This is a genomic window from Terriglobia bacterium (assembly GCA_020072815.1).
Classification (GTDB): domain Bacteria; phylum Acidobacteriota; class Terriglobia; order Terriglobales; family Acidobacteriaceae; genus Angelobacter.
Genome location: JAIQGE010000019.1, coordinates 47,861 through 72,259 on the forward strand (window position 1 = coordinate 47,861; position 24,399 = coordinate 72,259).

Genomic DNA, 24,399 nt, shown 5'->3' on the forward strand with positions numbered 1-24,399 from the left:
TGGTTGGTTGAACGATGTGTACCGGCGGGACACGAAAGTGTCCTGCCGGGTCTTTGGATTGAGAAGGGCCTCGCAGGCGAATCGTCCATGAAGATGTTTTGCGTAATCAAAGTCGTCATTTTTCTTGGCTGCTTGAGTGCAGCGTCTGGATTTGCTGCGGACACCATCAGCGGCAAGGTGAGCAACCAGACAACCAACCGTCCCGCCGCGGGCGATGAAGTCATCCTGCTCCGCCTGGGAGAAGGCATGGAAGAAGCGGCGCGCACCCGTACGGACGCGCAAGGCGCGTTCAGCTTGCCGGTCGCGATGGCCGGCGCCCAGCACTTCGTGCGCGTCCTTCATCAGGGAGTGAACTATGACCAGCGGGTAGTCGGCGCAGCTCCGCTGGAGATCGCCGTCTATGACGTAGTGGCACAGGTCCCCGGACTGACCGGCAGCATGGGCATCGTCCAGGTGGAATCCGACGGCGAGTTGCTCAAGGTCACAGAAATGTACGCCATCATCAACGCGTCCAGTCCCCCGGTGACGCAGGCGGGCCCAAGCAATTATGTATTCACCCTGCCGGCCAAGGCCACGCTGGATTCGTTCGAAAACCGGAAAGCAGGCGGCGCATGGGTGAACGGAACCGCCGCTCCGGTCCAGGGGCAGCCTGGCCGTTACGCAGTGGACTTTCCGCTGCGTCCTGGAGAGACGCATTTCAAGTACGTGTACCATCTGCCGTACGCAGGCCCAGTCACGCTGCGCCTGAAGGTGACGTATCCCATCAAGAATTTCGCGGTGGTCCATCCTCCTTCCATGAGCTTCAAGGCCCTGCGCCCGCAGGCTTTCGCCAGCGTGGGATTGGTGCAGGGCTTGCAGCTTGAGCAAGCCGTGAGCCAACCAGTGGTGCGGGAGGTTCCAGCGTTTGAGGTTTCGGGCATTGGCACGGCTCCGCGGACTGAAGCGCGGGCCAAGACAGCGCCACCATCGTCGTCGTTGCCCATGGCGCCTGCAAGGATGGCAGCTGCCAATCCCGCGGCCGCGGGTCCAGCCACCGCACCGGAAAATTCCAACGACGAGATGTGGGCGATAGGCTCTGGCCTGGCCGCGCTGTTCGCCGCGGGAGTGTTTGCGGCCTGGCGGAGGAGACAAATGCTTGCCGCAGCGACGTCCGCCAAAGGGAAACCGTGATGCGCTTCCCAGGAGGTACCTTGAGAGCAAAATTTCTTATCGCCATATTCACCGTAATTCTTTCTATTCCCAGGTTCGCGGTCGCGCAGGATGAAAGCCCCAAGGACGTCCCGCCTCCGCAGGGTGGAGATTTTTCCAGCAATCCTGACGCGAAGAAGGTGCCGCAGGACGTGATCCTGGTAAAGGGCGCCGTGCCCAGCGCCAGCGATTCCACCACTCCGCTGCCGGAAGGCGGGACCATCACCGAGAAGATTTATGCCAACGCGTATTTCGGCATGGCCTATGCCCTGCCTGCCGGCTGGCGGCAAAAGTTCGTAGGGCCGCCGCCCTCGGACAGCGGATACTTCGTGCTGGCGCAGATCGAGCCGGGCAAAACTTTCAAAGGCGCTGCGCCGGGCGCCATTCTCATCAGCGCGCAGGACATGTTCTTCAATCTCTCGCCTGCCACTACGGCGCTGGACTTGATCAACTTCCGCAAGAGCCGTTTGCTCACCGACTACAAAGTGGAGCGGCAGCCCACGGAAGTCAAAATCGCCAACCGTTCGTTCGTCCGCATGGACTACATGTCGCCGATTGCCGAGCTGCACTGGTACACGCTGGCGACGCAAATCCGTTGCCATGCGGTGGAGTTTCTGCTCACCAGCCGCGATCCCGCATTGCTGGAGAGCCTGGTGAAGGGCATGGACACCATGGTGCTCCCGGAGGAAGCCGCGCCGGCCACGGGACGCGGCGGCGGCGCTTTCCCGGTGTGCATCAAAGGCTACGCCAGTCCGGACAACATGGTGCACAAGGTTGATCCGGTGTTTACCGAGCGCAAGTTCAATTCCATTCCGGTGCGCATCGTGATTGACAAATACGGCAAGGTAAAACACGTGCACGTGCTCAGCGCGTTTCCCGACCAGAGCAAGGCCGTCACCGACGCGCTTCTGCAATGGGAATTCCGGCCACACCGCGTGAACGGCCAAGCGGTGGAAGTGGAGACCGGCATCGTGTTCGGGGCGCCGCAACGTCCCGCGATCGCGGCCCCGCGCGCCACGGCAGCGAGAGATTAGCCGGAAAGTTTTCGCGACACTCCGCCGCGCTTGACCCCGTGCTGCGCGGCAGCGTATAACTCTCGTCACCTGGGAATGGGAAGAGCGGTGCGAATCCGCCACTGCCCCGCAACTGTAATCGCTCCAGGACCTGAGCAAATGCCACTGGGAAACCGGGAAGGCGCTCAGGCCCGCAATGGCGTAAGTCAGGAGACCGGCCGGGTAACTCGTAACTCGTTTTTTCTTCCGAGGGGAAGGAGACCTGCCATGACGTGTCTCTATCGTGCCGGCTTTGCGCTGGCGATTGCCTTCACCGCAGTTTTCACTTTTGCCGCCGGCGCTGCAAGCATTCACGGAACGGTGCGCGACCCTCTGGGCGCCGTGGTCCCGCAGGCCCAGGTGGAACTTTTTCGCGACGGCGTGCACGTGGCCACGGTGGCCACCGATGCGCAAGGCAATTATCGTTTCACCTCCATCGCCCCGGGACGTTACCAGGTGCGCGCGCAGGCGCCCAACTTCGCCGCGCAGACCAGCGACTCGTTCTACGCCGGCAGCGGCGCGGCCACGGCTGATCTCACGCTGAAGATCGGGGCCGTGGCGCAGCAGATTGTGGTCTCCGCCACCGGCACGCGCGTGCCGGAGTCGCAAGTAGGCGCGCCCGTGAACGTGATTACCGCCGGCCAATTTGAAAACAAATTGGAGACCCTGGAGCCGCTGCGCCAGGTCCCCGGCGTGCAAGTGCTGCAAAGCGGACAGCGGGGTGTGAGCACATCGCTGTTCATTCGCGGCGGCAACAGCACAGCCAACAAAATCCTGCTGGACGGCGTCCCGGCCAGCGAGATTGGCGGCACCGTGGATTTTGGCAACGTCTTCACCACCGGCATTGACCAGATAGAAGTTCTGCGCGGACCCAACAGCGTCCTCTACGGCGCCGACGCGCTGGCCGGCGTCGTGAACCTGACCACGCGCCGCGGGACCACGCGCCTGCCGCAAATCAGTTACGCGTTTAGCGCCGGTAACTTCGGGTCGCTGAATCATGACGGCTCGGTTGGCGGCACCTTCAAACAGTTTGATTATTTTGGCGAGTTCTCGCGTTTTGATACCCGCAACAGCGAGCCCAACGCCACCTTTCACAACGCCACCTTCGCCGGCAACGCCGGTTGGACGCCAAACGCGTCCAACGATCTGCGGCTGACGGTGCGCCGCGTGGCCGCCACCACCGGCGTGCCCAACGCGATTGAGTTCTTCGGCATTCCTGACGACTCTTTCCAGTCGCAACACAACACCTACATCAGCGCCACGTATCAGAATCGCACTACCGAGAACTGGCACAACCTGGTGCGCTACGGCGCGGTGCGCGTGAATTCAGAGTTCGTGAACCCGTCGCCGAGCGGAACGTTTGATCCCATCTCCGGCAACTTCCTGGGAAACACTTTGACCATCCGCGGCGCCAACGGCTTCAGCACCACGGGGCAGGCGATCCTGGACTTCGCCGGGCCGTACCCGCAGCAATTCTTCATCCCCACCAATCGCGACTTTGTTGACGTGCAGTCCGACTACGCGTTCAGCCACAAGCTGACCGCACTGTTTGGCTTCCGCTATGACAACGAGCGCGCCGGCACGCTGCAGCGCGGCAACTTCAGTTACACCGGAGAAGTCCACGGCAGCTTGTGGAACCGTTTGTACGGCACGCTGGGCGTGGGCCTGGAGAACAACGCGGTGTTCGGCACGGCGGCCACGCCGCGGGCGTCGCTGGCGTATTACCTGGTGCGTCCGCGGGCGACGGGCCGGTGGAACGGCACGCGGCTCAAAGCCAACTATGGCCAGGGCATCAAAGAACCGGACGGCTTTTCCCAGAACTTCTCGTTGTTCGCGCTGCTTTCGCAACTGCCCGGCGGCGACCAACTCATTTCGCAGTTCCACATCCGGCCGATTGGTCCGGAACGCGCGCGAAGTTTTGATTTGGGGCTGGACCAGTTTGCCTGGAACAGCCGGGCGCGGCTGAGCGCGATTTTTTTCTACAACCGCTTTACCGACCAGATTGAAGACGTAAGCGGCAGCGGGCTGCTGCAATTGGGCGTTCCGCAAGCGGTGGTGAACCAAGCGCCGCTGGGCGCCACCGTAAACTCTGAAGCCACGCGCGCCTTTGGCGCGGAGACCGAACTGGAGCTGGACCTGGGCCGCGGCCTGACCGCGCGCGCCGCCTACACCTATCTGGACGCCGTGGTGCAGCGGTCGTTTTCCAGCGACGAACTGTTCCCCTCGTTCAACCCGGCGTTTCCCACGATTCCGATTGGAGCATTTTCGCCGCTGGTGGGGAACCGTCCGTTCAACCGCGCGCCCCATACTGCCAGTTTTGTTCTGGGCTACACGCGGCATAAGTACACGCTCACGCTCAGCGGCAACATTGTGACCCGCCGCGACGGCAGCACCTTTCTCTTCGACCCCAACTTCGGCGCCACCATGCTGCTGCCCAACCACAACCTTGCTCCGGGCTACCACCGTATTGACTTCAGCGGGACGTATCGCGCGAGCCGCCGGCTGGAGTTTTTCTCCGGCGTGGAAAACCTGGCGAGCCAGCACTACGACGGCATCGTCGGTTTCCCGGCGCTGCCGCTCAACTTCCGCGTGGGAGTGAAGGTGACCGTGGGTGGGGAGGGGTGGAAGTGAGGGGCATCTCTGGAAACCGTGAGATACCCGCTCCTCCTAGGGTACTGTGATTGGGGGAATATCAGTATGGGGCTCCGCAACCTTAATCGTATGCCGTATCGGAGGAGCTCCGGAGCTAAGTGATGTCCAAATCTCAAGCTGGTAGTCACCCGGGGTGATGTTCGACAAGTAATACATACCCTGAGAATTACTGCACGCTCGCGCCGACCTCGCTCCCCCTGGCTTGTAGACCGTAACGCAGATACCAGCTGCTGGCGAGGCGCTAGTCCCATAACGGCGATTCAACTGGCCCCGCACTGTTGCGGCGTTCGCTGTTCCTACCGTTAGAAGGAAAAGCGTGCAGTACGTCGTAAGCCGGCGCAAACTGAAAGCAGAAATCAGCTTTCTCATGGTTGAGTTCCTTTCGTGGCAATCATTTCTTTCTCCGCATGTGCACCCGCGAAATATTCCGGAAGCCGCTTGAGGTGAATGGTAGGAATCCGAATTTGGTGGTTTGTTTCGTCCCTCACCAGTCCCACATGGGCCGCTGCCGCATCAGAGGGATCCAGAGGAATTGTCGTGGTTTGAAAGTTCGGATGACCGACCATAACGCGCGGGAATGCCGTACCGCCACCCTGCGTCGGCGTCGTTGGAACTGTGAGGGTAAATGTGCCGTCGGCGTACGCATTGAAGCTGCGCGGGATCACTCCGATATCCTTGGGATCGAGTGGCTGAAGTACAGCCCCGTCTTCATCGGCCACCGTCCCGGATACCTCCCATACCTGCCCAGAAGGGGCGGGGTTCCAGATATTGTGCGTGGAGAAGACAAGGACGAGCAGCGCAAAGTAGCCAGCGAAGGCGCCGCCAAGTTTGATGTTCAGGCCCTGTAACGGTCCTGAGACCGCTGCCGTGCCCGGCAATGCCTTAAAGAGCACGTACGCTGGCGCCATTGGCAGAAGGATTACCAATGCCAAGTTTAGAAATCCCCTAAGTTCGTTCATAGTAGACCTTTCATGTTGTGGTTCCAGCGCATGCCAGGCCAGCCTACATCGGCGTGCCTACGGCGAAAGTCCCGCCGCCGAGCATGGGCCGGGCGGCGGAAGTGTTAAGGATCTGCTGGACCTGAAACAAATCTACTTTCGAGATTTGCGCAACTCAGCCATTAACCTCGAATGTATTTCTGCAGGTGCTGTAACGTGGAGGATGTCCTCAGGCACGTCAATCACATGCAATTGTTGACCAGGTCCAGCGAGGAGTCCTGCTCGAAAACCAGACGCCAATGACGGCTCCTCGAGCGGGTGCGGTTGAGGTGTATGACCAAGTGCGGCTGCCACCAGCGAGCCATCCTTGTTGGCGACGACTGTCATTTTCATGAAACGCCTCCCCCTTGCAGGTTATGCCAGCAGCCTGTGGTTTCAACGTTAGTAATGGTTACGTAGTACTGCGTGTAACCACTGTTGAACTTTGCTTTGCCCTGATCGGTCGCGTTGTGCCGTGCACCGCCGCTTGGGATCTTCACGTCAGCACCAGCCAGCTGCAATCCAAAGTCCCCGCCTCCTCGGTCGTACCACCAATAAACGGACTGACCTGGGGCGAGAAATGTGAGTGGACCAACATTATTGAAAGCCATCTCTAGTTGCCTTTCGCTTTTCAAGAGTTTGCAGATAAGGCCGGCGGCAACAGTCCGCCGGGTTCAGTCACGAGAATCGCGCACCTTCTTGCTAACCGCAATCCCTGGTCGGCCCTTTAACGTCCCTATGTTGATCAGTTACTAAGTCCCTGAAGGAAAAGATAGTTGCGCGAGCAGATACTCATTGACGAGGAGTCTCTAAGTTGGTTTAATTCGGATAGTAAGTGAATAATCTGTGGAAGCTCCCCTCCAACGACCGCGCGCGCTCAAGTTCGGAATTTTCGAAATGGATCTGGACTCCGAAGAACTACGAAAAAACGGTCTTAAGCTGAAGTTGCGGGGGCAGCCTTTTCGCATGCTTGCCGAGATTGCTGGACGTTCTGGACAGGTAGTTACATATGAAGAGTTGCGGTCAAGATTTTGGCCTGAAGGGATATTTGGCGGCCACAAACATAGTTTGGGTAACGCGCTTCTAAAGATTAGAAAGGTATTGGGTGATTCTGCAGCTAGCCCGCGGTATGTTGAGACAGTTTCCCGTGGTTATCGGTTCTTGGCTCCTGTCGAGTTCGTTTTCAAGTGTTCAGCCAATGGAAAGGGTCCGCCGGTCCCCGTAGCGGATGATTTTGTGTTGGAAATGCAGCTGATTCGACAGCAACTTCCGATCACATTGCGCGGTCGAGATTTAAAATTGTTACTGTATCGGTGCGAGGGCCTGAGAGAACAACATGTGCAACATCCCAATCGCCACGAGTTGCAGCTTCTTATCGACGAGATCAAATTGGCCATCGACCATGCGGCCCTGATTGAACCGAACATGACCAAACCTAGCGTGAGTTTCGAAACTGCCGCCGGCGTCTTCGATGACCAGAACGCACTCAGCATCCAAGATAGTTTCAGTGGGGAACGCTGGAAGACACTGGGACTCGTTCGTGGAGCCCTATTGCTGGTGGTCGACCATGCGGTGCATGAGGAAAACGGACAGAAGGTCGTTCGGATTAATTCGGCCCGCAGAGCAACGCTGCAGGAAAGGAGGTTCTATGAGCAACGTCGCAAATGAGAAGTTACTGCGAGAAGTCACCTTTCTTGTTGCACTGAATGAAGCTGAAGCCGACATCGATACGTCGGAGATCCCCGAAATTGAGGACTGGAGCGGTGCGAGTGTAGGAAAATTTTATCGCGCTTCAGTCAAGAAGCCTTCACGGAGGGAATTCCTATCTGGATTGAAGCGATTCTTTGGGTTGTCTGAATCGCGCCGGAATGATCAATTAAGGGTAACCGCTCAGGGTGACAGCCCAGGCAAAGAGGAACTGCTCAGCGGAGTTCTTGCCACTGGAGGGATGTATTCTCGGATGAGCGAACCTCAATTGGTCACAGAATGCGCGTTAGGAGTTACTGAAGAGGCGTGGTCAGAGTTCGTGCGCCGCTTTAACCCACTAATTGCCGGCGTGATTGAAAAAGAGGCGCGCCGTTTCGGGAAGGCGTCGCCCACGCTCATCGATGACCTGGTGCAGGATGTCTATCTCAGGCTTTGCGCAAACGAGTTCCGCGCATTGAGACAACTCAACGTGCTGAATGAACATTTATTATTTGGCTTTCTCAAGCGCATAGCCTCAATGGTAACAGTGGATCATTTTCGTCGATCTGTGGCGGCAAGAGGGGCGACTAGGCCGCTGGAACAACTGGGAGCTGCGGAACCAATTGGGAGGTCTGGTGTATTTGAAAGGGAGAGGAATATTCTGCTTGAAAAAGTAGACCGGTATTTAAAGACACTTTCGCACGAGAGTAACTTTCAACGGGATTACGAAATCTTCTGGTTATATTACCGGAAAGGGCTCACAGCCAAAGAGATCTCCATGCAGCCAACCGTGAAATTGACGACAAAGGGTGTTGAAAGCGTCTTGTTAATACTCACGAGGCGGATCGCCTCTGCCCTGAAGGAGAAAATTGGGGAACGTTCTTAGAGCGAGCCATCGGGTTGTCGGATGATCGCCTCATCGGGCGAACGGAACAGCCTCTAATGCCAACGACCACTGGAACCGCCGATCCTACTTCACCACCAGGACGATTGTCTTACTGTGGCTGATGTTGTTGGAGGTGGCGTTCACTGAGATTGAGTAAGTGCCGGCCGGGGTAGGTGATGGCGGGCCGCTGCTACTGCCACCGCCGCAAGAGATGGTTAAACCCAAGCCTAAAACGCACGCGAGCTGCGCAACCCTCTTGAAGCGCTTTCCCGAGGCGGCCAGAGCCAGGGCAAACACCGCTGCCGCGGAGTACCAGAGCTTCCCAGGACCATGCAAGGAAGCAGCCGGCCGGGCGGTGGTGCTGATGTTCAGACCAAGGTTCTGAAACTCAATGCCAGGGGCCAGGTTCACCGCGTTGGGGGAAAACGTACAGCTTGCTCCCGGCGGCAGACTGCTGCAGCTAAGGATAACGACGCCGGTGAACGCGGTGGGGCCAGGCGGAATTGCCGCGCCGGTGACGGACATGGTGTAAGCGGCGAATTGGCCGGCGGTGACGGTTTGCACGTTGGAAGCCGTCAGAAACATGTTCAGGCCGAAGTCGGCGAAGCCGGTCCCGCTCAGCGTGAAGGTTTGCGGACTGCCGGGCGCGTCGTCCACAAAGCTGAGTTGCGCCGTCTTGGTCCCGGCGGCGGTGGCGGTAAAGTTAAATCCTACGATGGCGATAGAACCCTTGTTAGGCTGAATGACAATCGGAAACGCGTTCGCGGACCCGTCAAAATCCGTGGTGGAAACTGTGGCGGCGCTCAAGGTTACGGTTGACGCTCCGGTATTCACGATGCAGATTCCGGCGCTGATATTCTGGCCAACTTGTATCGAACCTGCATCAATAGTGGCATTGGCAGGATACGGGTCGCTATTGCATCCCAGAACCAGGCCGCTGAACGCAGTGAACTGAAGCTGAGCGAAACTACAGCATGAACAAGATAGCAATAAGATGAAACAAAACAACCTACTAAGCATGGATAGCCTCCGGGCTCGGCTCTTCTTCCGAATGCTAATCGGCGATGAAGCTTCAGGTCAATGCGGAGATGGAGGGAAAGCACCGCCGAAGGCGGCGGTGCCACACGAGGAGTCGTTAATCAGGCTTAAGCGCGAGGGGAACTACTTCTTCGCGGGCTTGGCTGCTGGTTTCGCGGCCGCGGGTTTGGCAACGGGCGCTTTGCCTTTGAGTTCGATGACGATCACATCCATCCCGGCGTCGCCGGTATTCTCCGGCAAGTGGGCGCCGGCTGCGCTGTATTGCGAATCGCCGGCCTTGACAGCGAAGTCCTGCTTCTTGCCGTCAGGGAAAGTGAACGTGCCCTTGGCGTCAGTGAGGAATACCGCAACCGTGTTGGGATGGCTGTGCATGACCGATTTCTCATGCGCGCCGTAATGCACCTTGAGGATCCGCACCTGGGCGTTGTCCGTCACCACGGTGTAATGTTTGGGATCAACTTTGGCCGCGTCCTGGGCCGAGAGAATGGGGGCCGCGCAGACGCACAATATCACCACATAAAATGCTAGTCGCAAACGCATGTTGTACTCCTGGGATTTTTTGATTTTCTTGCTTTGGGGGACCCAACGTTGGCTGCAACCCTACTCCGGCAGGTTACTGAAGTCAAATAGGCTTCCGTGATTGCGAACGCGGGCACATACGGGACGCGGTGAGAAGGTCATGCGGAAAATCCGTGCTAATATGCGGACACATTCAGCAAGCAAGAACTTCTCACCACTAAAAATGCGCTTGAGCGGAGGACTCGATGGCAAGCATTAAGTCAGCAGCGGCTTTGTTCGGACTGATGTTCTGGGCGGCGATTGCAGCGTCCCCAACCGTGCATGCCGGAGGAGCCAGCCAGGGAACGTCGGCCGCCGCGCCCAACCAGCTTACCAACGATAGCCTGCGCCAGATGCTGGACGGCATGGGTCTGGAGCCGAAAGCGCTTTCCAAGGGCTATTTGATCGTGATCAAACGCGACACCTGGACCTACAACATGCAACTGGTGCTCAGTGAGAATCAGGAAAAGCTGGGCTTCAACGCCAATTTGGGCATCGTCGAAAACCCCGATGCGGTGACGGCGGCGCAGTGGAAGGCCCTGATGATTTCCAATGGCGACATCGAGCCATCATTCTTTTACTTCGACGCCAAGACCAAGAAGCTGTACCTGCACCGGGTGTTGGACAATCGCGCTATCACGCCTGCTTTCCTGCGCGGCCAGATAGAAAACTTCGTCGGCAACATGAAGAGCACGGCGGACTTGTGGAAATTTACCAAGTGATGCAATCGCCGGGATCGCCGGCATCGCGCGCCATCACCGTAATCGAAACGGAAAAACCTTACCGCTGATGACGCTGATCAGAATCGGTGATTGGGTTGGAATTGCGAAACGCCGAGTTTGGTGAGAACGCCCCACAGCTGTATGGATGACTGACGCAGTGTCGGGATGTTTCGACTTCTCCTCGTCCGCTACGCGGATTCGGAGTCGCTCAACATGACATGTCCCGGAGGGAATCGAGTGGGAGAATAGCTGGAATCATTGACGCCCATTGGCCCCTCGTGGATGCCTAAGTAAGCGGGTGGGTCATCGCTGGTGACCAAAGGCCATCCACTTAAGGCTTAGTGTAGTTGGGCTACAACGACCTTATTATGTCTGTGGCTGGGTCGTTCGGCCCACTCCCCAAATGGAACTTGCAGCGGACACAAGACTGATTGCGCAGTACTCGCCCACGTCCACGCCCATTCTGGACGTGCTCCGGCCCGTTCCGCATGAATCGCGCGCCAAGCTCAGCGCCGGGGAATACTTCTTTTTGTGCAGCGCGGTGATCCTGGTATTGATCGGCCTGCAGGACATCCTGCGGGTGCTGGAAGCCCTGGGTTCCAAGCTGCCGGATCTGGCGCTGATCGGTCTGCTGGTTCCCGCGTGCTGTCTTGGCGCCGCCGCGCTGGTGCACGAATTGGGGCATCTGCTGGCGGGAAAAATTGCCGGGTTCCGCTTAGCGGGATTGAATCTTAGCTCGGCTGCCGGCAGCAATAGCTACGAAGGCCAAAAGCTGGACGCCTGCCAGGTGCTGCCGCTGGGAATTCTGGTCCTGGAGCCAGGCAAGACGGACCGTCTGCCTCGGCGGCTGACCATTCTTCTGCTGGGCGGGCCGCTGGCCAGCCTGCTGGCGCCGCTGGTGCTGGAGGCCTCTCAGTATTGGGCACAGCATTTCTTGCTGAACGTCTTTCTGAACTATGCGGTGCATGTGTTTACCGCCGTATCCGTGTTAGTAGGACTTGCGGCGCTGCTGCCGGATGTGAGCCGTCGCGGAAATTTCAGTGATGGCGCAAGGCTGCTCATGCTGGCCAAGAAAGATGAACTCGCCGCGCGCTGGCTGGCCATCCTTAAATTACAGATGGCGCTGGGACGCGGCGAACACCCGCGAAAATGGGATGAGAGTTCCGTCTTCCGCGCCACTGCTGTGAATGACGGCTCGCGCGACGCGGTCACCGCCATGTGGCTGGCGTACCTGTGGGCCTCTGAGCGCCAGGACATTACTTCCGCCACTCGATATCTGGAAGACGCGCTGGCGGCGCCGCGCGCTTCGTCGGCCTGGCTGCGCGATCGCCTGTTTGTGGAAGCCGCGGTGTTCCAGGCCTGGTTCCGCGACAATCCGGGAAAGGCGCGCTCCTGGGTGGCGCAGATTCACGGACGCAAGCTCACGCCGCTGCAGCAGCAACGCCTGAACATCGCGCTACTGTGGGCGGAAGGCCGGCTCTTTGATGCCTGGGAGAAAACCGCGGAATGCTTCCGCCTGCTCGCCGCCATGCCGGATTCTCCGGCGCGCGACCTGGCCAAGCAAAGCGTAGAGGAGTGGAAGCGTCAGATGGAATCGCGCATGCTCACGCGGGCATGGCGCACCATGTATTCGCTGTCGCACCAGATGGACGCCGCGGTTCGGCAGACGGAACTGTCGTCATCGTGAAGAATCTGCTGGATTGGCTTCATGGTAGTATCGCTGTGTGTCCCCCTCACGGAAATCTCCACGCAGGGGCGGAGTCAAATCGCGGCCCCGGAAGAGCGCCAAGCATCTGGTGGTGATCACCGGAATGTCGGGTTCCGGCAAAGCGTCTGTGCTCAAAGCGTTTGAAGATCTGGGTTACTACTGCGTGGACAACCTGCCCATCGGATTGATCCCGCGCTTCGCTGACCTGGCGAAACAGTCCTCTGAAATCGAAAAAGCCGCGCTGGTCACGGACATCCGCGAAGGCGAGCAGCTAAAGAAATTGCCGGACATCATTCGTTCCCTCAAACGCCAGGTCAACACCACGGTGCTGTTTCTGGAGGCGTCCGACGAAGCGCTCTTGCGCCGCTTCAGTGAGACGCGGCGCCCGCATCCGCTGGGAAAGGAATCCACGGTGAAGGCCGCGCTCAGCCAGGAGCGCCGCATGCTGCAGCCCATCCGCGCCATGGCGGACATGGTGGTGGACAGCTCGCGCTTCAACGTCCACGAGCTGCGCTCGCACATCACTTCAAAGTTCGCCGCCGGCAGCACGGACAAGGACATTCTTGTCTCCATTGTCAGCTTCGGATACAAAGCCGGCGTGCCCAACGATTCTGATCTGCTCTTTGATGTGCGCTTCCTGCCCAACCCGCATTTTGTTCCGGAATTTCGTCCGTTGACGGGACGCCATCCGCAAGTGGCCAAGTACATCCGTTCCTTTCCCCAGACGCGCGAGTTCATCGAACGCATTTCTGAGCTGCTGATCTACCTGATTCCGCATTACGTGCGCGAAGGCAAGAGCTACTTGACCATCGGCTTTGGCTGCACCGGCGGCCAGCACCGCTCGGTGATGATCGCCGAAGACGTGAAGAAACGCCTGGCCAAAGCGGGATACCGCGTGAAGGTTGTCCATCGTGATGCGCCCAAGTGAATTAACAATACTTAACGCAGTTCGCATTGGTGTGCGCGGCAGGATTCAAGTGTGCTCCGTTAGAATAATGAGAATGTTCAGGGAGGGAGGCGTATGCGGCAACTGACTCGTTTGCTCGGATACCTCCGTCCTTACGTGGTCCAGTTTTCCGCGGGTGTGCTGCTCATGGCGGCTGTGGGCGCACTGGAAGGCTTCCGCATTATGTTGCTGGGGCCGATCATTGACAAGGTCTTGAACCCCGGCTCGCCTTCCACCGGACTCATCATGTTCACCATGCCTGTCTCGCAGCGTGTGGTTTTTCTCCAGCAATTTATTCCCAGCCATTTTCACAACGCGCTCACGGTGGTCGCCGTGGCCCTGATCGGTTCCACGCTGATCAAGGGAGTTTGCGATTACGTTGGGACGTACCTGGTGAACCGCGCGGGCTTTGGCCTGATCACCGATCTGCGCAATAGTCTGTACGACCGCATCCTGCAGCGCTCCACGGCTTTTTTCTCGCGCCACGCCACCGGCACCCTGGTTTCCACAGTGATCAATGACATTGAGAAGGTGCAGGTCACCCTGACCATTGCCTTCGCCGAGTTTCTGCAGCAGCTTTTCACTCTGGTGTTCATGGTGGCTGCGGTCATCTTGCTGGGGCACAAGCTGTCGCTGATCCTGCTGGTCTTTGTTCCGTTTGTGGTGGTCTCCGCAGGCAAGATCGGCCTGCGCGTTCGTCGCACCACGCGCAAAGGCCAAGACAAGCTGGCGGACATCCAGAACATCTTGCATGAGTCCATTACCGGCAACCGCATCGTCAAGGCCTTTACCATGGAGCGATGGGAGATTGACCGCTTTCGCGCCGCGGCCAAGAAACTGCTGAAGGCCAATCTGAAGTCGGTGGCCGCCCAGGCCATCAGCTCGCCGCTGATGGAGATTATCGGATCGGTGGCCGTGGCCGCGCTGCTGGTGCTGGGCCGCAACCAGATCAAGACCGGCGCCATGACCACGGGAATTTTTCTCACCTTCATCATCGCCGTGTTCAAACTCTACGACCCCGTCCGCAAGATGGCCTTCTTCAACAACAGTTTTCAGCAGGCGCTGGGCGCGTCGTCAGAGATTTTCCGCTTCCTGGATGAAGAAGACGAAATCAAGGAGCGTTCCGGGGCCATCGCTCTGCCGGCGTTCCGCGAGCGCATTCGCTTTGAGAACCTAAGCTTCTCTTACGCCGGCGCCAGCGGCAGCGAACCCGACATTCTGCGCGAGGTCAACCTGGAAGTGCGCTCCGGAGAAGTGGTGGCCATTGTCGGCTCCAGCGGCGCGGGCAAGAGCACGCTGATGCAGTTGATCCCCCGGTTTTTTGACGTGACCGGCGGCGCCGTGAAAATTGACGGTCACGATGTGCGCGACGTCACCCTGGCTTCGCTGCGCGCGCAGATCGGCATCGTCACCCAGGACACCATTCTGTTTAATGACACGGTGCGCAACAACATCGCTTACGGCCAGCCCGACGTGCCCCAGGACGCTGTCATCACCGCAGCCAAGGCCGCTCTGGCCCATGACTTCATTGAGAAAATGCCCGAAGGCTATGACAGCGTGATCGGCGAACGCGGGTTGCGGCTCTCCGGCGGCGAACGCCAGCGCATCGCCATTGCCCGCGCGCTGCTGAAGAACGCTCCAATCCTTATTCTGGATGAAGCCACTTCCGCGTTGGACGCCGAATCGGAGTCGCTGGTGCAGGCCGCGCTGCACAACCTGATGAGCGGACGAACGGTGCTGGTCATCGCCCACCGCCTGGCCACCATCCGCCGCGTGGACCGTATCGTGGTGCTGGAGCACGGTTGCATCGCCGACTCCGGCACGCATGACGACTTGTTGACCCGGCTGGGCACCTACCGCAAACTTTATGAATTGCAGTTTATGGATTTAGAGCCGAAAATGAGCGAAGAAGAAATTCGGGGCTAATACTAGGGCTGCAAGGATTTTTGCCAATCAATCTATGTCCATCCGATCCATGACCGGGTTCGCGCAGGTGAAGGCCCAGGCCGGGGAAGGCGTTTCCTTCACCCTGTCGCTCAAGTCCGTGAACCACCGTTTTCTTGATCCCCAACTGCGCCTGCCCGCGGACATGGATGAGCTGGAAATGAAAATCCGCCGCGCGCTGAAAGAACGCCTGGCGCGCGGGCACGTGGAGGTCACGCTGGCCGTGGACCGCCGCGGGGTTGAGGGCTTTGATTTCAACCGCGAACTGGTGGGCGGATACGTGTCGGCGTTTCGCAAAGCGGCCAGGGAATTCGGCACCGTGGGCGAACCTGACTTGAACGTGGTGTTTCGCATGCCGGGCGCGCTGGGTGAGAGCGCCAGCCTGGACGGCAATTTTCAATCGGCGGTCATGGCCAGCCTTGATCAGGCCGTGGAAAAGCTCAACGTGATGCGCGAGCATGAAGGTCGCGACACCACCGCCGAGCTTCGCCGCCGCCTCAAGGTCCTGGAAGACGCGGCCGAAGAAGTTTCCAAAATGCGCGCCGCCGTGACCCGAGCCGTGATGGAAAAAGTCCGCGGACGCATGCAGGAGCTTCTGGACAACGCCAACGCCAAAGCCGACCCTGACCGCATCCTGCAGGAAGCGGCCCTGCTGGCCGAACGCAGTGACGTGCAGGAAGAACTGGTCCGCCTGCAGACCCACATCGAGCACTTCCGCAAATTGCTGGATCAGGGCGGCGAAGTGGGCAAGAAGCTGGATTTTCTTCTGCAGGAGCTGAATCGCGAGAGCAACACCATGCTCTCCAAGACCTCCGGCGTCACCGGGGAAGGCCTGCGCATCACCGAACTGGGCCTGCTGATGAAATCAGAGATTGAAAAATGCCGCGAACAGGTGCAGAACCTGGAATGAGCGGAATCCTTTTTATCATCTCTGCGCCTTCCGGCTCCGGCAAATCAACCTTGGTGAATGAGCTGCGCAAGTTTGTGCCGAACCTGGAGTTCTCCGTTTCGTACACCACGCGGCCTCCGCGCGGCAGCGAGCAAGACGGCCGCGAATACCATTTCATCGCGCGCGAAGAGTTTGAGCGGATGATCGCGGCGGACGGCTTCTTTGAATACGCGGAAGTCTTCGGCAACTATTACGGCACCGCAAAAAGCGTGCTGGCCGATGCCGCCCGCGCTGGCAACGATCTGCTTTTGGATATTGACGTCCAGGGTGAGCGCCAGGTCAAGCTGCGCATGCCGGACGCGGTGAGCATCTTCGTGTTGCCGCCCAGCCGCGCGGAGCTGGAGTCGCGCTTGCGCAAGCGCAGCATCAGCGAGAACGTCCACCCCAATGAGATCCGCCGCCGGTTGGACACGGCCCGCCGGGAGATTGAGAACTATCCCAATTACGACTATATTTTGGTAAACGACCACCTGGAGCAATCCGTGGACCGGCTGGTGGCGATTGTCCTGGGTGAGCGTATTCGGCGTTCAGGGAAACCCCCGGCGCCGGACCAGAAACATTACTTAATGAATGCGGAGAAATGCCTGAAGTCCAGAATGGAGCAGGAAATCAGGGCTATTCTGGATTCATTCCGCTTCCCTCCGCAGGCGTGATCTCAAAAGCATGAGGTGATGATCGCCATGAAACTCAAAGACGGCTTTGACAGCAACTATCGCTATGTCCTGGTGGCGGCGCGGCGCGCGCGCCAGCTTTCCGGCGGCGCTCCCCCGCTGGTCAACACCAGTTCGCGCAAAGTCTGCAAGATTGCCCAGGAAGAAATTGACGCCGGCAAAGTGCAGTTCGTGCAGGGCCAGGCCGCGGCCCCTGCGCCTCCGGAAAAACCGCCGGAGAAGTAGCTGGTTTTCCTCTGGAGCACGACCCCCAACCTGCTCTCTCCTCCTGAGGCTCGCTGGGTTTAGCGATGATCGGCGCAATTCGCTGAACTAAGCGCCGTAGGCGCGACCAGAGGTTAGCCCACCCTAAGGCGAGCGAACGCGAAGCCGTAAGGGTGGGTTGGCATGAAGATGAAGTTGAGCCCCGGAGGGGCGACACAGTTTTGTCGCGCAAGCGAAGTGCCCGAGCCCTACCCACACAGGTAACTATGAGCCTCTTACCGGCCAGGACTACAATCTCCCTATGAAGGTCGCTCTGGGCGTTACCGGTGGAATCGCAGCTTACAAAGCCGCGGAACTGGTGCGCTTACTTCAGGACCGCGGCGTCCGCGTGCAGGTGGTGATGACCCGCGCCGCCCAGGAGTTTGTGCGGCCTCTTACCTTTGCCGCGCTCAGCGGCGAAAAAGTGATTACCGATCTTTTCGGCGCCGATGCCGAACAGCCCAACATTGATTCCGCCGTGGAGCACATTGCGGTGGCGCAGGCCATTGACGCCCTGGTGGTTGCGCCGGCCACCGCGGACGTCATCGCCAAATTCGCCCACGGCGAAGCCAATGATTTTTTGACGACATTGTTTCTCGCCACCACCGCGCCCGTCGTCGTGGCGCCGGCGATGAACGTAAACATGTGGGAGAACGCCGCCACGCAAGCCAACATTGAGACGCTCAAGCAGCGCGGCGTGAAGGTGGTAAGCCCTGACAGCGGTTATCTGGCGTGCGGCATGATCGGCGCCGGACGCCTGGCCGCCAATGACAAAATTGTGGACGCGGTGCTGGCCGTGCTGGGCGCTGCGCCCGACTTGGCGGGCGAAACCGTACTCATTACCGCCGGCGGCACGCGCGAACCGATTGATCCCGTGCGCTACATCGGCAACCGCTCCAGCGGCAAAATGGGTTACGCCTTGGCGGAGGCGGCGTTGCGTCGCGGTGCCAAAGTGATTTTGATCAGCGGCCCCACCGCGCTCAAGCCGCCTTCGGCCGCGGAGTTCGTCGCGGTGCAAACTGCCAAAGAAATGCGCGAAGCCGTGCTGGCGCACCTGGATCGCGCTACCATCGTGATCAAGGCCGCCGCCGTGGCCGACTTCACCGTCCGCAACGCCGCCGACCAGAAGATCAAACGCAAAGGTCCGGTGACGCTGGAGCTGGAGCCGACGGCCGACATCCTGGCTGAAGTGGGCGCAAAGAAGGGCGCGCGCATCGTGGTCGGCTTCGCCGCCGAAACCCAGGACACTCTGGAAAACGCCCGCAAGAAGCTGGAGAGCAAATCGCTGGATGCCATCGTGCTCAACGATGTTTCCCGCCCCGGCATCGGTTTTGATTCGGAACGCAACGCGGTCACCATCCTCACGCCGCATGGCGAGGAAGCCGTTCCGGAAATGACCAAGTGGGAAGTCGCGCATCGCGTGCTGGACGCTGTGGTCAAGATCAAAGCCGAGCGAACCACAAAAGTGGCCCGCTGATAGCAGTTCTTCTCTGTTCCGCAACCCATCGCTTCAATTAGACTGTCCTGCCATGCCGAAACCTCTGGACGCCGCCACAAAAAAACAGCTCGCTGATCGCGTGAACTATTACCGCGAGATGGGCATCTACGATTTCTATCGTCGAACTGGAGAAGGCATCGTCGAAGAAAGCGGCGAAGCCTCTGTGGCCGAGGCCCCCATGGCCGCCGGCAGGGAAGCCGCCGGCTCAACGCCCGCCGAAATTGCTGCACCGGCCCAGAGGGCAACGGCGCAATTGCCCGTCATCACCGACAAGCCCGCGGCGCTGCAAGCCATTCGCGACGAAATCGGCGACTGCGCGCGCTGCCGTCTGCACAAGGGCCGCACCAACCTGGTGTTTGGCGTGGGCAATGTCAACGCGGACATCATGTTCGTGGGCGAAGGTCCTGGCGCCGACGAAGACGCGCAAGGCGAACCCTTTGTCGGCCGCGCCGGACAACTACTGAACAACATGATCGCCGCCATGGGCATTCGCCGCGAGGACGTGTACATCGCCAACGTGGTCAAATGCCGTCCCCCGGGCAACCGTACGCCGGAAAAAGACGAGTGCGACACATGCTCGCCGTTCCTGATGAGCCAGATTGCCGTGATCCAGCCGAAAGTTATCGTGGCCTTGGGCGCGGTCTCCGCCAAAAACCTGCTGGCGATGAATGATTCCATGGCCAACCTGCGCGGGCGCTGGTATGACTTCCGCGGCGCCAAGCTGGCCGTCACCTATCACCCCGCGTATCTGCTGCGCGACCCGCGGCAAAAAAAAGAAGCGTGGAAAGACCTCCAGATGGTCATGAAATACCTGGGCCTGCAAGCTCCGGCAAAGCCGCAAGAGTAGGAATCATTCCAGGCCAGAGAGCCGCAAACATAGACCCGCCCCCGGCCGACCAGCGATTGTGTTCTTGCGCGATTAGTTAGTGGTTGGAATTCACTACTTGGGCGGTCGCCGACTCCTGCGTTAGCCGCACTTCGATTGCCCCTTCATCATTCTTATGGAGAGCGGGGCCAGAGTAATTATGCGTGTGGCCTTGCGCGTCAGCGAACTGGATTTTCAACGGCCCGGTCTCCAGCGGCTTGATCTTGTACTGAAAGCTCTTGCCCGGCTCCAGCACATTGACGCCGAAGGTGGCCCCGGGATAATCCACCACAATCGTGGACACCGGCTGCTGGCTGGCGTTGACCAAGGTGACTTGCACCACGCGCGAGCGGCATCCCGTCGCGATCAGCAGAACCAATAGAACGAAAGCACTCCTGCGCAAGATCATTTCTTTTCGATCACCCGCGCGCTCAGCACTGCGCCGTTGCGGTTGTCATGCAGCTTTAATGGGAAGACCAGAATGTTCCAGTTCCAGCGCTGGCGCTTTTTGGCGGGAAGAGGCGGTAGCCCGCGGAAGCTGCGGTCCACGTAGGTTTCGCGCGTGTCAGCCACGGTGCGCAGAATGTCTTTCCACTCGCCGCCCAGTTCGGGAAATTCATCAAAGCGGTTCTTGCCGATGAACCACGTCCGCTTCTTGTCGTAGAGACGGGCAAAGTATTCGTTCACGTATTCCCAGTTGCCGTCGCGGTCCAGGACTTCCAGCACCACGTCGTCGCCCATGGCCATGGCAATGCGTGAATAGAAGAAGTCGCGGGCGTCCACCACCACCGGCTTGCCGCGGCGCTTGGCCTCAAAGGAACGCAGCGCGGCCAGCAGGTCGTCCACGGAACTGTAGCCCTTGAGCAGGTGCATGTCTTCCACGCCGCCGAACTTCCGTTCCAGCGTTGCCGAAAGAATGATGATCGGCACTTCCGGGCGCTTGTCGCGCAGCGACTGGGCGACTTCCGTGCCGAACTGGCCCGCGCCCAGGTGGTAATCCAGCACGGCGATGTCAATTTCATGCAAGTGCGTTTCCGCCTCTTGCACAGAAGCGGACGTCACCGCCTCATATCCGTTCTGGCGCAAGATGGCTGCGCGCAGAATCAGATTGTCATGCTGGTCGTCCAGCAGAAGCACGCGGATTGGTCGTTTGCCGGTTTCCATTCAGGTCTTCGGTCTAAAGCTGATTCTTGTGGTTTGCCGCGATCATTCGTCTTCGCCGGACTTGCCGGCATCGCGCACGGCTTTGGCAAGTTCCGGCAGCCGGTTGAAAATGGCCACGCTGCGCAGCCACTGTTTGTTGTCGAAAGCCGGACTGCCGCTGACTACCGCGCCAGGCTCAATATCGCCATGCGTGCCGGACTGCGCGGTGACCACCACGCCGTCGCCCAGCTTGCAATGTCCGGCAATGCCCGCCTGTCCGGCGAGAATCACGTTCTTGCCCAGCTCGGTGGAGCCAGCCAGCCCCACCTGCGCGCACAACAGACCATTTTCTCCCACGACGCAGTTGTGGCCCACCTGGACCAGGTTGTCCAGCTTGCAGCCGCGGCCGATTCGGGTTTCTCCCAGGCTGGCGCGATCAATGCAGCTATTGGCCTGGACTTCCACGTCATCTTCAATCACCACGATGCCGGTCTGCGGGATTTTGTGCCAGCGGCCTTCATCATCTTTGGCAAAGCCGAAGCCGTCCGAGCCCACCACCACGCCGTTGTGGAGCAGCACGTTGTTGCCGATCCGGCAGTTCTCGCGCACGGCGACATGCGAGTGGGCGAAAAAGTTGTTGCCGATCCGGACTCCGCGGTAAATCACCACGTGCGGCAGCAGCGTGCAGTTCTCGCCGATTTCCACGCCGGCCTCAATCACCACGTGAGCGCCGATGGACGCGTTGGCCCCGATCTTCGCCGATGGATGCACTACCGCCGAAGGATGGACGCCGGAATCGTACTTCGGCGCCTGGTAGAAAAGCTCCATCACTCGTGCGTACGCCAGGTGCGGGTTCCGTGTGCGCAGGCTGGGCTTTTCCAGGACCGGAAACTTCTCATCCACAATCAGCGCGGAAGCCAGCGTGGTCTTGGCGGCCGCGGCGTATTTCTTGTTGGCGATGAAGGTGATCTTGCCCGGCGCCGCGGATTCCACTCCGGCCACGCCGGTGATTTCCGCGTCCGCGTCCGGCGGCTCCAGCCTGGCTCCTATCCTGGCGGCAATGTCCTTGAGCTTCATGGGTCACAAATCCTCGAGCGTTGCCAGGCAACTGCCCGAACCCGTGATTGTAAAGGGTAGGCGGCGAAGTGTCCGAACAAAAATCACTGCGGTTCGGTAAACAGGGTTTCCTGGCGCGCGTCCTGGGCGGTTTTGCGGCGCGCTTCCGGCCGCCCTATCACCGCCAGAACGCTCATCTCTTCCAACGATGTCTTGGGCACAAAGATCCGCTGGGTGTTGCCTCGCGTGTCCGGCGGAGTGATCAGGTAGCCTTCCGGAGCAAGCTGCACCAGATCGTTGGGCATCATGCCTTCCAGCACGTCATTGTCCGTGAACTTCAGGCGGACCCAGAGCCCTTCCGTCCGCGGACGCGTGGTAAAAGTCTTGCGGCCGGCGCCGGAAGGTTCGCTGAAATCGCGCACAAAATCCACGCTCTTGATCTCCGCCAGATCAATCAGCACCACTTTCCCCGCGGGGTTGAGCAGTTCCAGCTTGCCTTCCACGATAAAACGCGGGGCCACGTACCCGCTGAGGGAGTCGCGGCCCATTTTTCTTACGATCACCTTTTTGTGGGTGGAAGGCATGCTTGCAGACTGATTCTCGCACCGATTGCGGAGGCATCAAAGACGCCACCACCGGTTGTACGGCAAAGGGTAGCCAAAGGGTTAACCTTTGTGATATCGTCTAGGGTTTGTGCAGCTTCCTGCGGCGGCCGTCTAAACCTTGTATAACGTGCGACTTACGAAGAATCCAGGAGAGTGGTGGATCTGTCTGGCCCAGGGCCGGGCGGGTCGTGGTGTATTTCTGAGCTGATGGCAGACTTTATCTATTTGATGGAAACGCGGCTTACGCCGGACCAACAGCGTGCTCTTGCGCTGCTGACCGAGGTCGCGCGCGCCCATGAGATGAATATCTTCCTCACCGGAGGCGCGGTCCGCGACATCATCAGCGGCTTCATCATCCGCGATCTCGACTTCTCCGTGCAGGGCAACGCCCTCAAGCTGCAGAAGGATTTTGAAAAAGCCGGCGCGGTAATTGAAGGCACGGACGAGACCACGCGCTCCGTGATGCTTCTGTTGGGGGGCAACGTCCGCGCGGAGGTCACCAGCACCCGTTCGGAACGCTATGACAAGCCGGGCAAGCCGGCGGAGATTACTCCGGGGACCATCTATGACGACATGCGGCGGCGCGACTTCACCGTCAACGCCATGGCCCTGTCCCTCAATCCCGGCTCGCGCGGCTTGCTCACCGATCCCTTCAACGGCGTGGCCGACATTGAAGGCAAAGTGCTGCGCGTGCTGCACAATTACGCGTTTTATGAAGAACCTTCGCGCCTGATCCGGGCCACGCGGCTGTGCGCCCGCTTCCATTGGACGCTGGAAGAACGCACCCAAGCGCGCTATGACGCGGCCAAAGAAAACAACTACATCGAGAACATCTCCGACCGCGCCGTCGGGCATGAAGTTGAGCAACTGGCCCACGAAGAAAATCCGGTTGACGTCCTGAAGGCCCTGGAAAAAGAGGGCTGGCTCAAGGTGCTGGTGCCCCATCTGACCGTGGCCAAAGTGGATTCCTCTGGCCTGGCCCACATGTTCAAGGTCAAGTCGCAGATGCAGGACGTGGGGCTCAATCCCGATGCCGGCGCCATCGTCATGCATTTCCTGACCCGGAAGCTGGGCGACAAAGACGTCTCCGCCATGCAGAAACAGATTCCCAACCGGGGATTCGTGGAACGCTGGCGCAAATTGGACGACGAAGCCAAGGACTTCGCCAAGCGACTGATGGCCAAAGATCTGGCGATGCCGTCGGCGGCGTGGAAGTTCTTCATGACTTGCCGCCCGGACACGCTTTTGTTTACCGCCATCACTTCGCGGCCCGCGGCGGTCGAGCAAAAAATCAAAAGCTTCCTCACCAAATGGCCGCTGGTGCGGCAGAAGCTTCCTTTCCCGGAGATGGCCGAGCTGCGAATCACGCCGGAACATCCGGAGTGGAAGAAGATCCACGACGAAGCGTTCCTGCTGCTGCTGGATGGCAAGCTGCGCTCGCACACGGAGATCGTCAAGTTCCTCACGCCGTATTCGCCGCCGGAGCCTCCGCCGCCACCGCCGCCGCGACGTGGTCGCGGGGCCAAGAAAGAAGTATCCGCCGCTGTGGGCCAGCCCGGCGCGGAACCAGTTCCCGCCGGCCCCAAGAAACGTGGACGCAAACCAAAGAATGCTCTAGCTGCTGCCGCACCGGCGACTGCCGGCCCTGCGATCCCAGCGACTACGCCCGGCAAGCCTGCGCCTGCGGGAAAACCAGGAGTCCCTGTGCCGGCCAAAGCTGCAGCTCCGGCAGGAAAGAAAGAAGCGGCCCCAGCAGCCAAGGCTCCATCCGGAAAGCCGCCTGCCAAGAAGCTAGTAAAGCCCGCGAAGGCTGCCAAAAAGCCAGCCAAGAAGCCCGCCTCAAAGAAGCCGGCAGGTAAGAAGAAGGGGAAGCGGAAGTAAGTCAGCTCGGCAGGGTGATGGTGACTACGCCGCGGCTTCGTTCAACCACAAGCGCACTTTTGCACGAGCCAATACCAGCGCGTCTCCGCGCTAGTCTGTGTGCACTGAGCCGCCCGGCGTCGCCGGCCGAA

Annotated in this window: 23 protein-coding genes, 1 pseudogene and 1 riboswitch; of the genes and pseudogenes, 16 read left to right on the forward strand and 8 right to left on the reverse strand. The window is 59.5% G+C overall.

Going from position 1 to position 24,399, the window contains the following annotated elements:
* Positions 1-87 precede the first annotated feature (87 nt).
* The 3 genes from LAO20_19855 (at position 88) to LAO20_19865 (ending at position 4,871) form a co-directional block, all read left to right on the forward strand.
* Positions 88-1,170, forward strand: a complete 1,083-nt coding sequence (locus LAO20_19855) for a carboxypeptidase-like regulatory domain-containing protein (GenBank protein ID MBZ5533692.1) — start codon at positions 88-90, stop codon at positions 1,168-1,170.
* A gap of 20 nt (positions 1,171-1,190) precedes the next feature.
* Complete coding sequence (locus LAO20_19860) at positions 1,191-2,222, forward strand: energy transducer TonB (GenBank protein MBZ5533693.1); 1,032 nt, start codon at positions 1,191-1,193, stop codon at positions 2,220-2,222.
* Positions 2,223-2,251: 29 nt separating this feature from the next.
* Positions 2,252-2,439: riboswitch (cobalamin riboswitch) on the forward strand.
* A gap of 29 nt (positions 2,440-2,468) precedes the next feature.
* Complete coding sequence (locus LAO20_19865; protein ID MBZ5533694.1) at positions 2,469-4,871, forward strand: TonB-dependent receptor; 2,403 nt, start codon at positions 2,469-2,471, stop codon at positions 4,869-4,871.
* A 386-nt stretch (positions 4,872-5,257) separates the two neighbouring features.
* Here LAO20_19865 and LAO20_19870 read toward each other — a convergent pair whose 3' ends face one another.
* Both LAO20_19870 and LAO20_19875 read right to left on the reverse strand, forming a co-directional pair.
* Positions 5,258-5,851: a hypothetical protein gene (locus LAO20_19870; protein ID MBZ5533695.1), complete on the reverse strand. Its 594-nt coding sequence runs from the start codon at positions 5,849-5,851 to the stop codon at positions 5,258-5,260.
* A gap of 132 nt (positions 5,852-5,983) precedes the next feature.
* Positions 5,984-6,223, reverse strand: coding sequence for a hypothetical protein (locus LAO20_19875; GenBank protein ID MBZ5533696.1), 240 nt, complete (start codon positions 6,221-6,223; stop codon positions 5,984-5,986).
* A 543-nt stretch (positions 6,224-6,766) separates the two neighbouring features.
* On the opposite strand from LAO20_19875, the pseudogene LAO20_19880 reads away from it, so the two are divergent.
* The 3 genes and pseudogenes from LAO20_19880 to LAO20_19890 all read left to right on the forward strand — a co-directional run bounded on the left by LAO20_19880 (position 6,767) and on the right by LAO20_19890 (position 8,441).
* Positions 6,767-7,045 (forward strand): annotated as a pseudogene (locus LAO20_19880) (winged helix-turn-helix domain-containing protein).
* Positions 7,046-7,294: 249 nt separating this feature from the next.
* Complete coding sequence (locus LAO20_19885) at positions 7,295-7,537, forward strand: BrnT family toxin (GenBank protein ID MBZ5533697.1); 243 nt, start codon at positions 7,295-7,297, stop codon at positions 7,535-7,537.
* Positions 7,518-8,441 carry a sigma-70 family RNA polymerase sigma factor gene (locus tag LAO20_19890; GenBank protein ID MBZ5533698.1) on the forward strand — a complete coding sequence of 308 codons (924 nt, stop codon included), beginning with the start codon at positions 7,518-7,520 and terminating at the stop codon, positions 8,439-8,441. Before LAO20_19885 ends, LAO20_19890 begins: the two co-directional genes overlap by 20 nt.
* Positions 8,442-8,525: 84 nt before the next feature.
* Here LAO20_19890 and LAO20_19895 read toward each other — a convergent pair whose 3' ends face one another.
* The gene (locus LAO20_19895) at positions 8,526-9,275 is read right to left on the reverse strand and encodes a hypothetical protein (protein MBZ5533699.1); all 750 of its coding nucleotides are present in this window, start codon (positions 9,273-9,275) and stop codon (positions 8,526-8,528) included.
* A gap of 327 nt (positions 9,276-9,602) precedes the next feature.
* On the reverse strand, positions 9,603-10,019 hold the full coding sequence (locus LAO20_19900) for a hypothetical protein (protein MBZ5533700.1): 417 nt from the start codon (positions 10,017-10,019) through the stop codon (positions 9,603-9,605).
* Positions 10,020-10,243: 224 nt separating this feature from the next.
* Here LAO20_19900 and LAO20_19905 point away from each other — a divergent pair, with 224 nt between their 5' ends.
* The 9 genes from LAO20_19905 (at position 10,244) to LAO20_19945 (ending at position 19,565) form a co-directional block, all read left to right on the forward strand.
* On the forward strand, positions 10,244-10,759 hold the full coding sequence (locus LAO20_19905) for a hypothetical protein (protein ID MBZ5533701.1): 516 nt from the start codon (positions 10,244-10,246) through the stop codon (positions 10,757-10,759).
* Between the two features lie 403 nt (positions 10,760-11,162).
* On the forward strand, positions 11,163-12,446 hold the full coding sequence (locus tag LAO20_19910; protein ID MBZ5533702.1) for a hypothetical protein: 1,284 nt from the start codon (positions 11,163-11,165) through the stop codon (positions 12,444-12,446).
* Positions 12,447-12,570: 124 nt separating this feature from the next.
* Positions 12,571-13,395 (forward strand): RNase adapter RapZ, encoded by an 825-nt coding sequence (gene rapZ / locus LAO20_19915; GenBank protein MBZ5533703.1) that lies wholly within the window; start codon positions 12,571-12,573, stop codon positions 13,393-13,395.
* 93 nt (positions 13,396-13,488) lie between these two features.
* Complete coding sequence (locus LAO20_19920; protein ID MBZ5533704.1) at positions 13,489-15,339, forward strand: ATP-binding cassette domain-containing protein; 1,851 nt, start codon at positions 13,489-13,491, stop codon at positions 15,337-15,339.
* 34 nt (positions 15,340-15,373) lie between these two features.
* The gene (locus tag LAO20_19925; protein MBZ5533705.1) at positions 15,374-16,267 is read left to right on the forward strand and encodes a YicC family protein; all 894 of its coding nucleotides are present in this window, start codon (positions 15,374-15,376) and stop codon (positions 16,265-16,267) included.
* Positions 16,264-16,959: a guanylate kinase gene (gene gmk, locus LAO20_19930; protein MBZ5533706.1), complete on the forward strand. Its 696-nt coding sequence runs from the start codon at positions 16,264-16,266 to the stop codon at positions 16,957-16,959. The genes LAO20_19925 and gmk overlap by 4 nt, the downstream gene beginning before the upstream one ends.
* 27 nt (positions 16,960-16,986) lie before the next feature.
* Positions 16,987-17,202, forward strand: a complete 216-nt coding sequence (gene rpoZ / locus LAO20_19935) for a DNA-directed RNA polymerase subunit omega (GenBank protein ID MBZ5533707.1) — start codon at positions 16,987-16,989, stop codon at positions 17,200-17,202.
* A gap of 280 nt (positions 17,203-17,482) precedes the next feature.
* Positions 17,483-18,697 (forward strand): bifunctional phosphopantothenoylcysteine decarboxylase/phosphopantothenate--cysteine ligase CoaBC, encoded by a 1,215-nt coding sequence (coaBC, locus tag LAO20_19940; GenBank protein MBZ5533708.1) that lies wholly within the window; start codon positions 17,483-17,485, stop codon positions 18,695-18,697.
* Between the two features lie 118 nt (positions 18,698-18,815).
* A complete protein-coding gene (locus tag LAO20_19945; GenBank protein ID MBZ5533709.1) occupies positions 18,816-19,565 on the forward strand; it encodes a uracil-DNA glycosylase in 750 nt (249 codons plus the stop codon).
* A 76-nt stretch (positions 19,566-19,641) separates the two neighbouring features.
* Here the strand turns inward: LAO20_19945 and LAO20_19950 are convergent, their stop codons facing one another.
* From LAO20_19950 to LAO20_19965, 4 genes are all read right to left on the reverse strand, one after another.
* The gene (locus LAO20_19950) at positions 19,642-19,962 is read right to left on the reverse strand and encodes a hypothetical protein (GenBank protein ID MBZ5533710.1); all 321 of its coding nucleotides are present in this window, start codon (positions 19,960-19,962) and stop codon (positions 19,642-19,644) included.
* Between the two features lie 26 nt (positions 19,963-19,988).
* Positions 19,989-20,747: a response regulator gene (locus LAO20_19955; protein MBZ5533711.1), complete on the reverse strand. Its 759-nt coding sequence runs from the start codon at positions 20,745-20,747 to the stop codon at positions 19,989-19,991.
* 42 nt (positions 20,748-20,789) lie between these two features.
* Positions 20,790-21,803 (reverse strand): UDP-3-O-(3-hydroxymyristoyl)glucosamine N-acyltransferase, encoded by a 1,014-nt coding sequence (gene lpxD, locus LAO20_19960; protein ID MBZ5533712.1) that lies wholly within the window; start codon positions 21,801-21,803, stop codon positions 20,790-20,792.
* 83 nt (positions 21,804-21,886) lie between these two features.
* Positions 21,887-22,366 (reverse strand): hypothetical protein, encoded by a 480-nt coding sequence (locus LAO20_19965; GenBank protein ID MBZ5533713.1) that lies wholly within the window; start codon positions 22,364-22,366, stop codon positions 21,887-21,889.
* 228 nt (positions 22,367-22,594) lie between these two features.
* Here LAO20_19965 and LAO20_19970 point away from each other — a divergent pair, with 228 nt between their 5' ends.
* A complete protein-coding gene (locus LAO20_19970) occupies positions 22,595-24,268 on the forward strand; it encodes a CCA tRNA nucleotidyltransferase (protein MBZ5533714.1) in 1,674 nt (557 codons plus the stop codon).
* The last annotated feature ends 131 nt before the right edge of the window (positions 24,269-24,399 follow it).

Excerpts from the sequence above, each read along its gene's own strand:
- gmk (MBZ5533706.1), top strand. The coding sequence starts at position 16,264 with ATGAGCGGAATCCTTTTTATCATCTCTGCGCCTTCCGGCTCCGGCAAA.
- LAO20_19875 (MBZ5533696.1), bottom strand. The coding sequence starts at position 6,223 with ATGAAAATGACAGTCGTCGCCAACAAGGATGGCTCGCTGGTGGCAGCC.
- LAO20_19855 (MBZ5533692.1), top strand. The coding sequence starts at position 88 with ATGAAGATGTTTTGCGTAATCAAAGTCGTCATTTTTCTTGGCTGCTTG.
- LAO20_19900 (MBZ5533700.1), bottom strand. The coding sequence starts at position 10,019 with ATGCGTTTGCGACTAGCATTTTATGTGGTGATATTGTGCGTCTGCGCG.
- LAO20_19945 (MBZ5533709.1), top strand. The coding sequence starts at position 18,816 with ATGGGCATCTACGATTTCTATCGTCGAACTGGAGAAGGCATCGTCGAA.
- LAO20_19970 (MBZ5533714.1), top strand. The coding sequence starts at position 22,595 with ATGGCAGACTTTATCTATTTGATGGAAACGCGGCTTACGCCGGACCAA.
- rpoZ (MBZ5533707.1), top strand. The coding sequence starts at position 16,987 with ATGAAACTCAAAGACGGCTTTGACAGCAACTATCGCTATGTCCTGGTG.
- rapZ (MBZ5533703.1), top strand. The coding sequence starts at position 12,571 with ATGTCGGGTTCCGGCAAAGCGTCTGTGCTCAAAGCGTTTGAAGATCTG.
- lpxD (MBZ5533712.1), bottom strand. The coding sequence starts at position 21,803 with ATGAAGCTCAAGGACATTGCCGCCAGGATAGGAGCCAGGCTGGAGCCG.
- LAO20_19870 (MBZ5533695.1), bottom strand. The coding sequence starts at position 5,851 with ATGAACGAACTTAGGGGATTTCTAAACTTGGCATTGGTAATCCTTCTG.
- LAO20_19890 (MBZ5533698.1), top strand. The coding sequence starts at position 7,518 with ATGAGCAACGTCGCAAATGAGAAGTTACTGCGAGAAGTCACCTTTCTT.
- LAO20_19865 (MBZ5533694.1), top strand. The coding sequence starts at position 2,469 with ATGACGTGTCTCTATCGTGCCGGCTTTGCGCTGGCGATTGCCTTCACC.
- LAO20_19910 (MBZ5533702.1), top strand. The coding sequence starts at position 11,163 with ATGGAACTTGCAGCGGACACAAGACTGATTGCGCAGTACTCGCCCACG.
- LAO20_19920 (MBZ5533704.1), top strand. The coding sequence starts at position 13,489 with ATGCGGCAACTGACTCGTTTGCTCGGATACCTCCGTCCTTACGTGGTC.
- LAO20_19955 (MBZ5533711.1), bottom strand. The coding sequence starts at position 20,747 with ATGGAAACCGGCAAACGACCAATCCGCGTGCTTCTGCTGGACGACCAG.
- coaBC (MBZ5533708.1), top strand. The coding sequence starts at position 17,483 with ATGAAGGTCGCTCTGGGCGTTACCGGTGGAATCGCAGCTTACAAAGCC.
- LAO20_19965 (MBZ5533713.1), bottom strand. The coding sequence starts at position 22,366 with ATGCCTTCCACCCACAAAAAGGTGATCGTAAGAAAAATGGGCCGCGAC.
- LAO20_19925 (MBZ5533705.1), top strand. The coding sequence starts at position 15,374 with ATGTCCATCCGATCCATGACCGGGTTCGCGCAGGTGAAGGCCCAGGCC.
- LAO20_19905 (MBZ5533701.1), top strand. The coding sequence starts at position 10,244 with ATGGCAAGCATTAAGTCAGCAGCGGCTTTGTTCGGACTGATGTTCTGG.
- LAO20_19885 (MBZ5533697.1), top strand. The coding sequence starts at position 7,295 with ATGACCAAACCTAGCGTGAGTTTCGAAACTGCCGCCGGCGTCTTCGAT.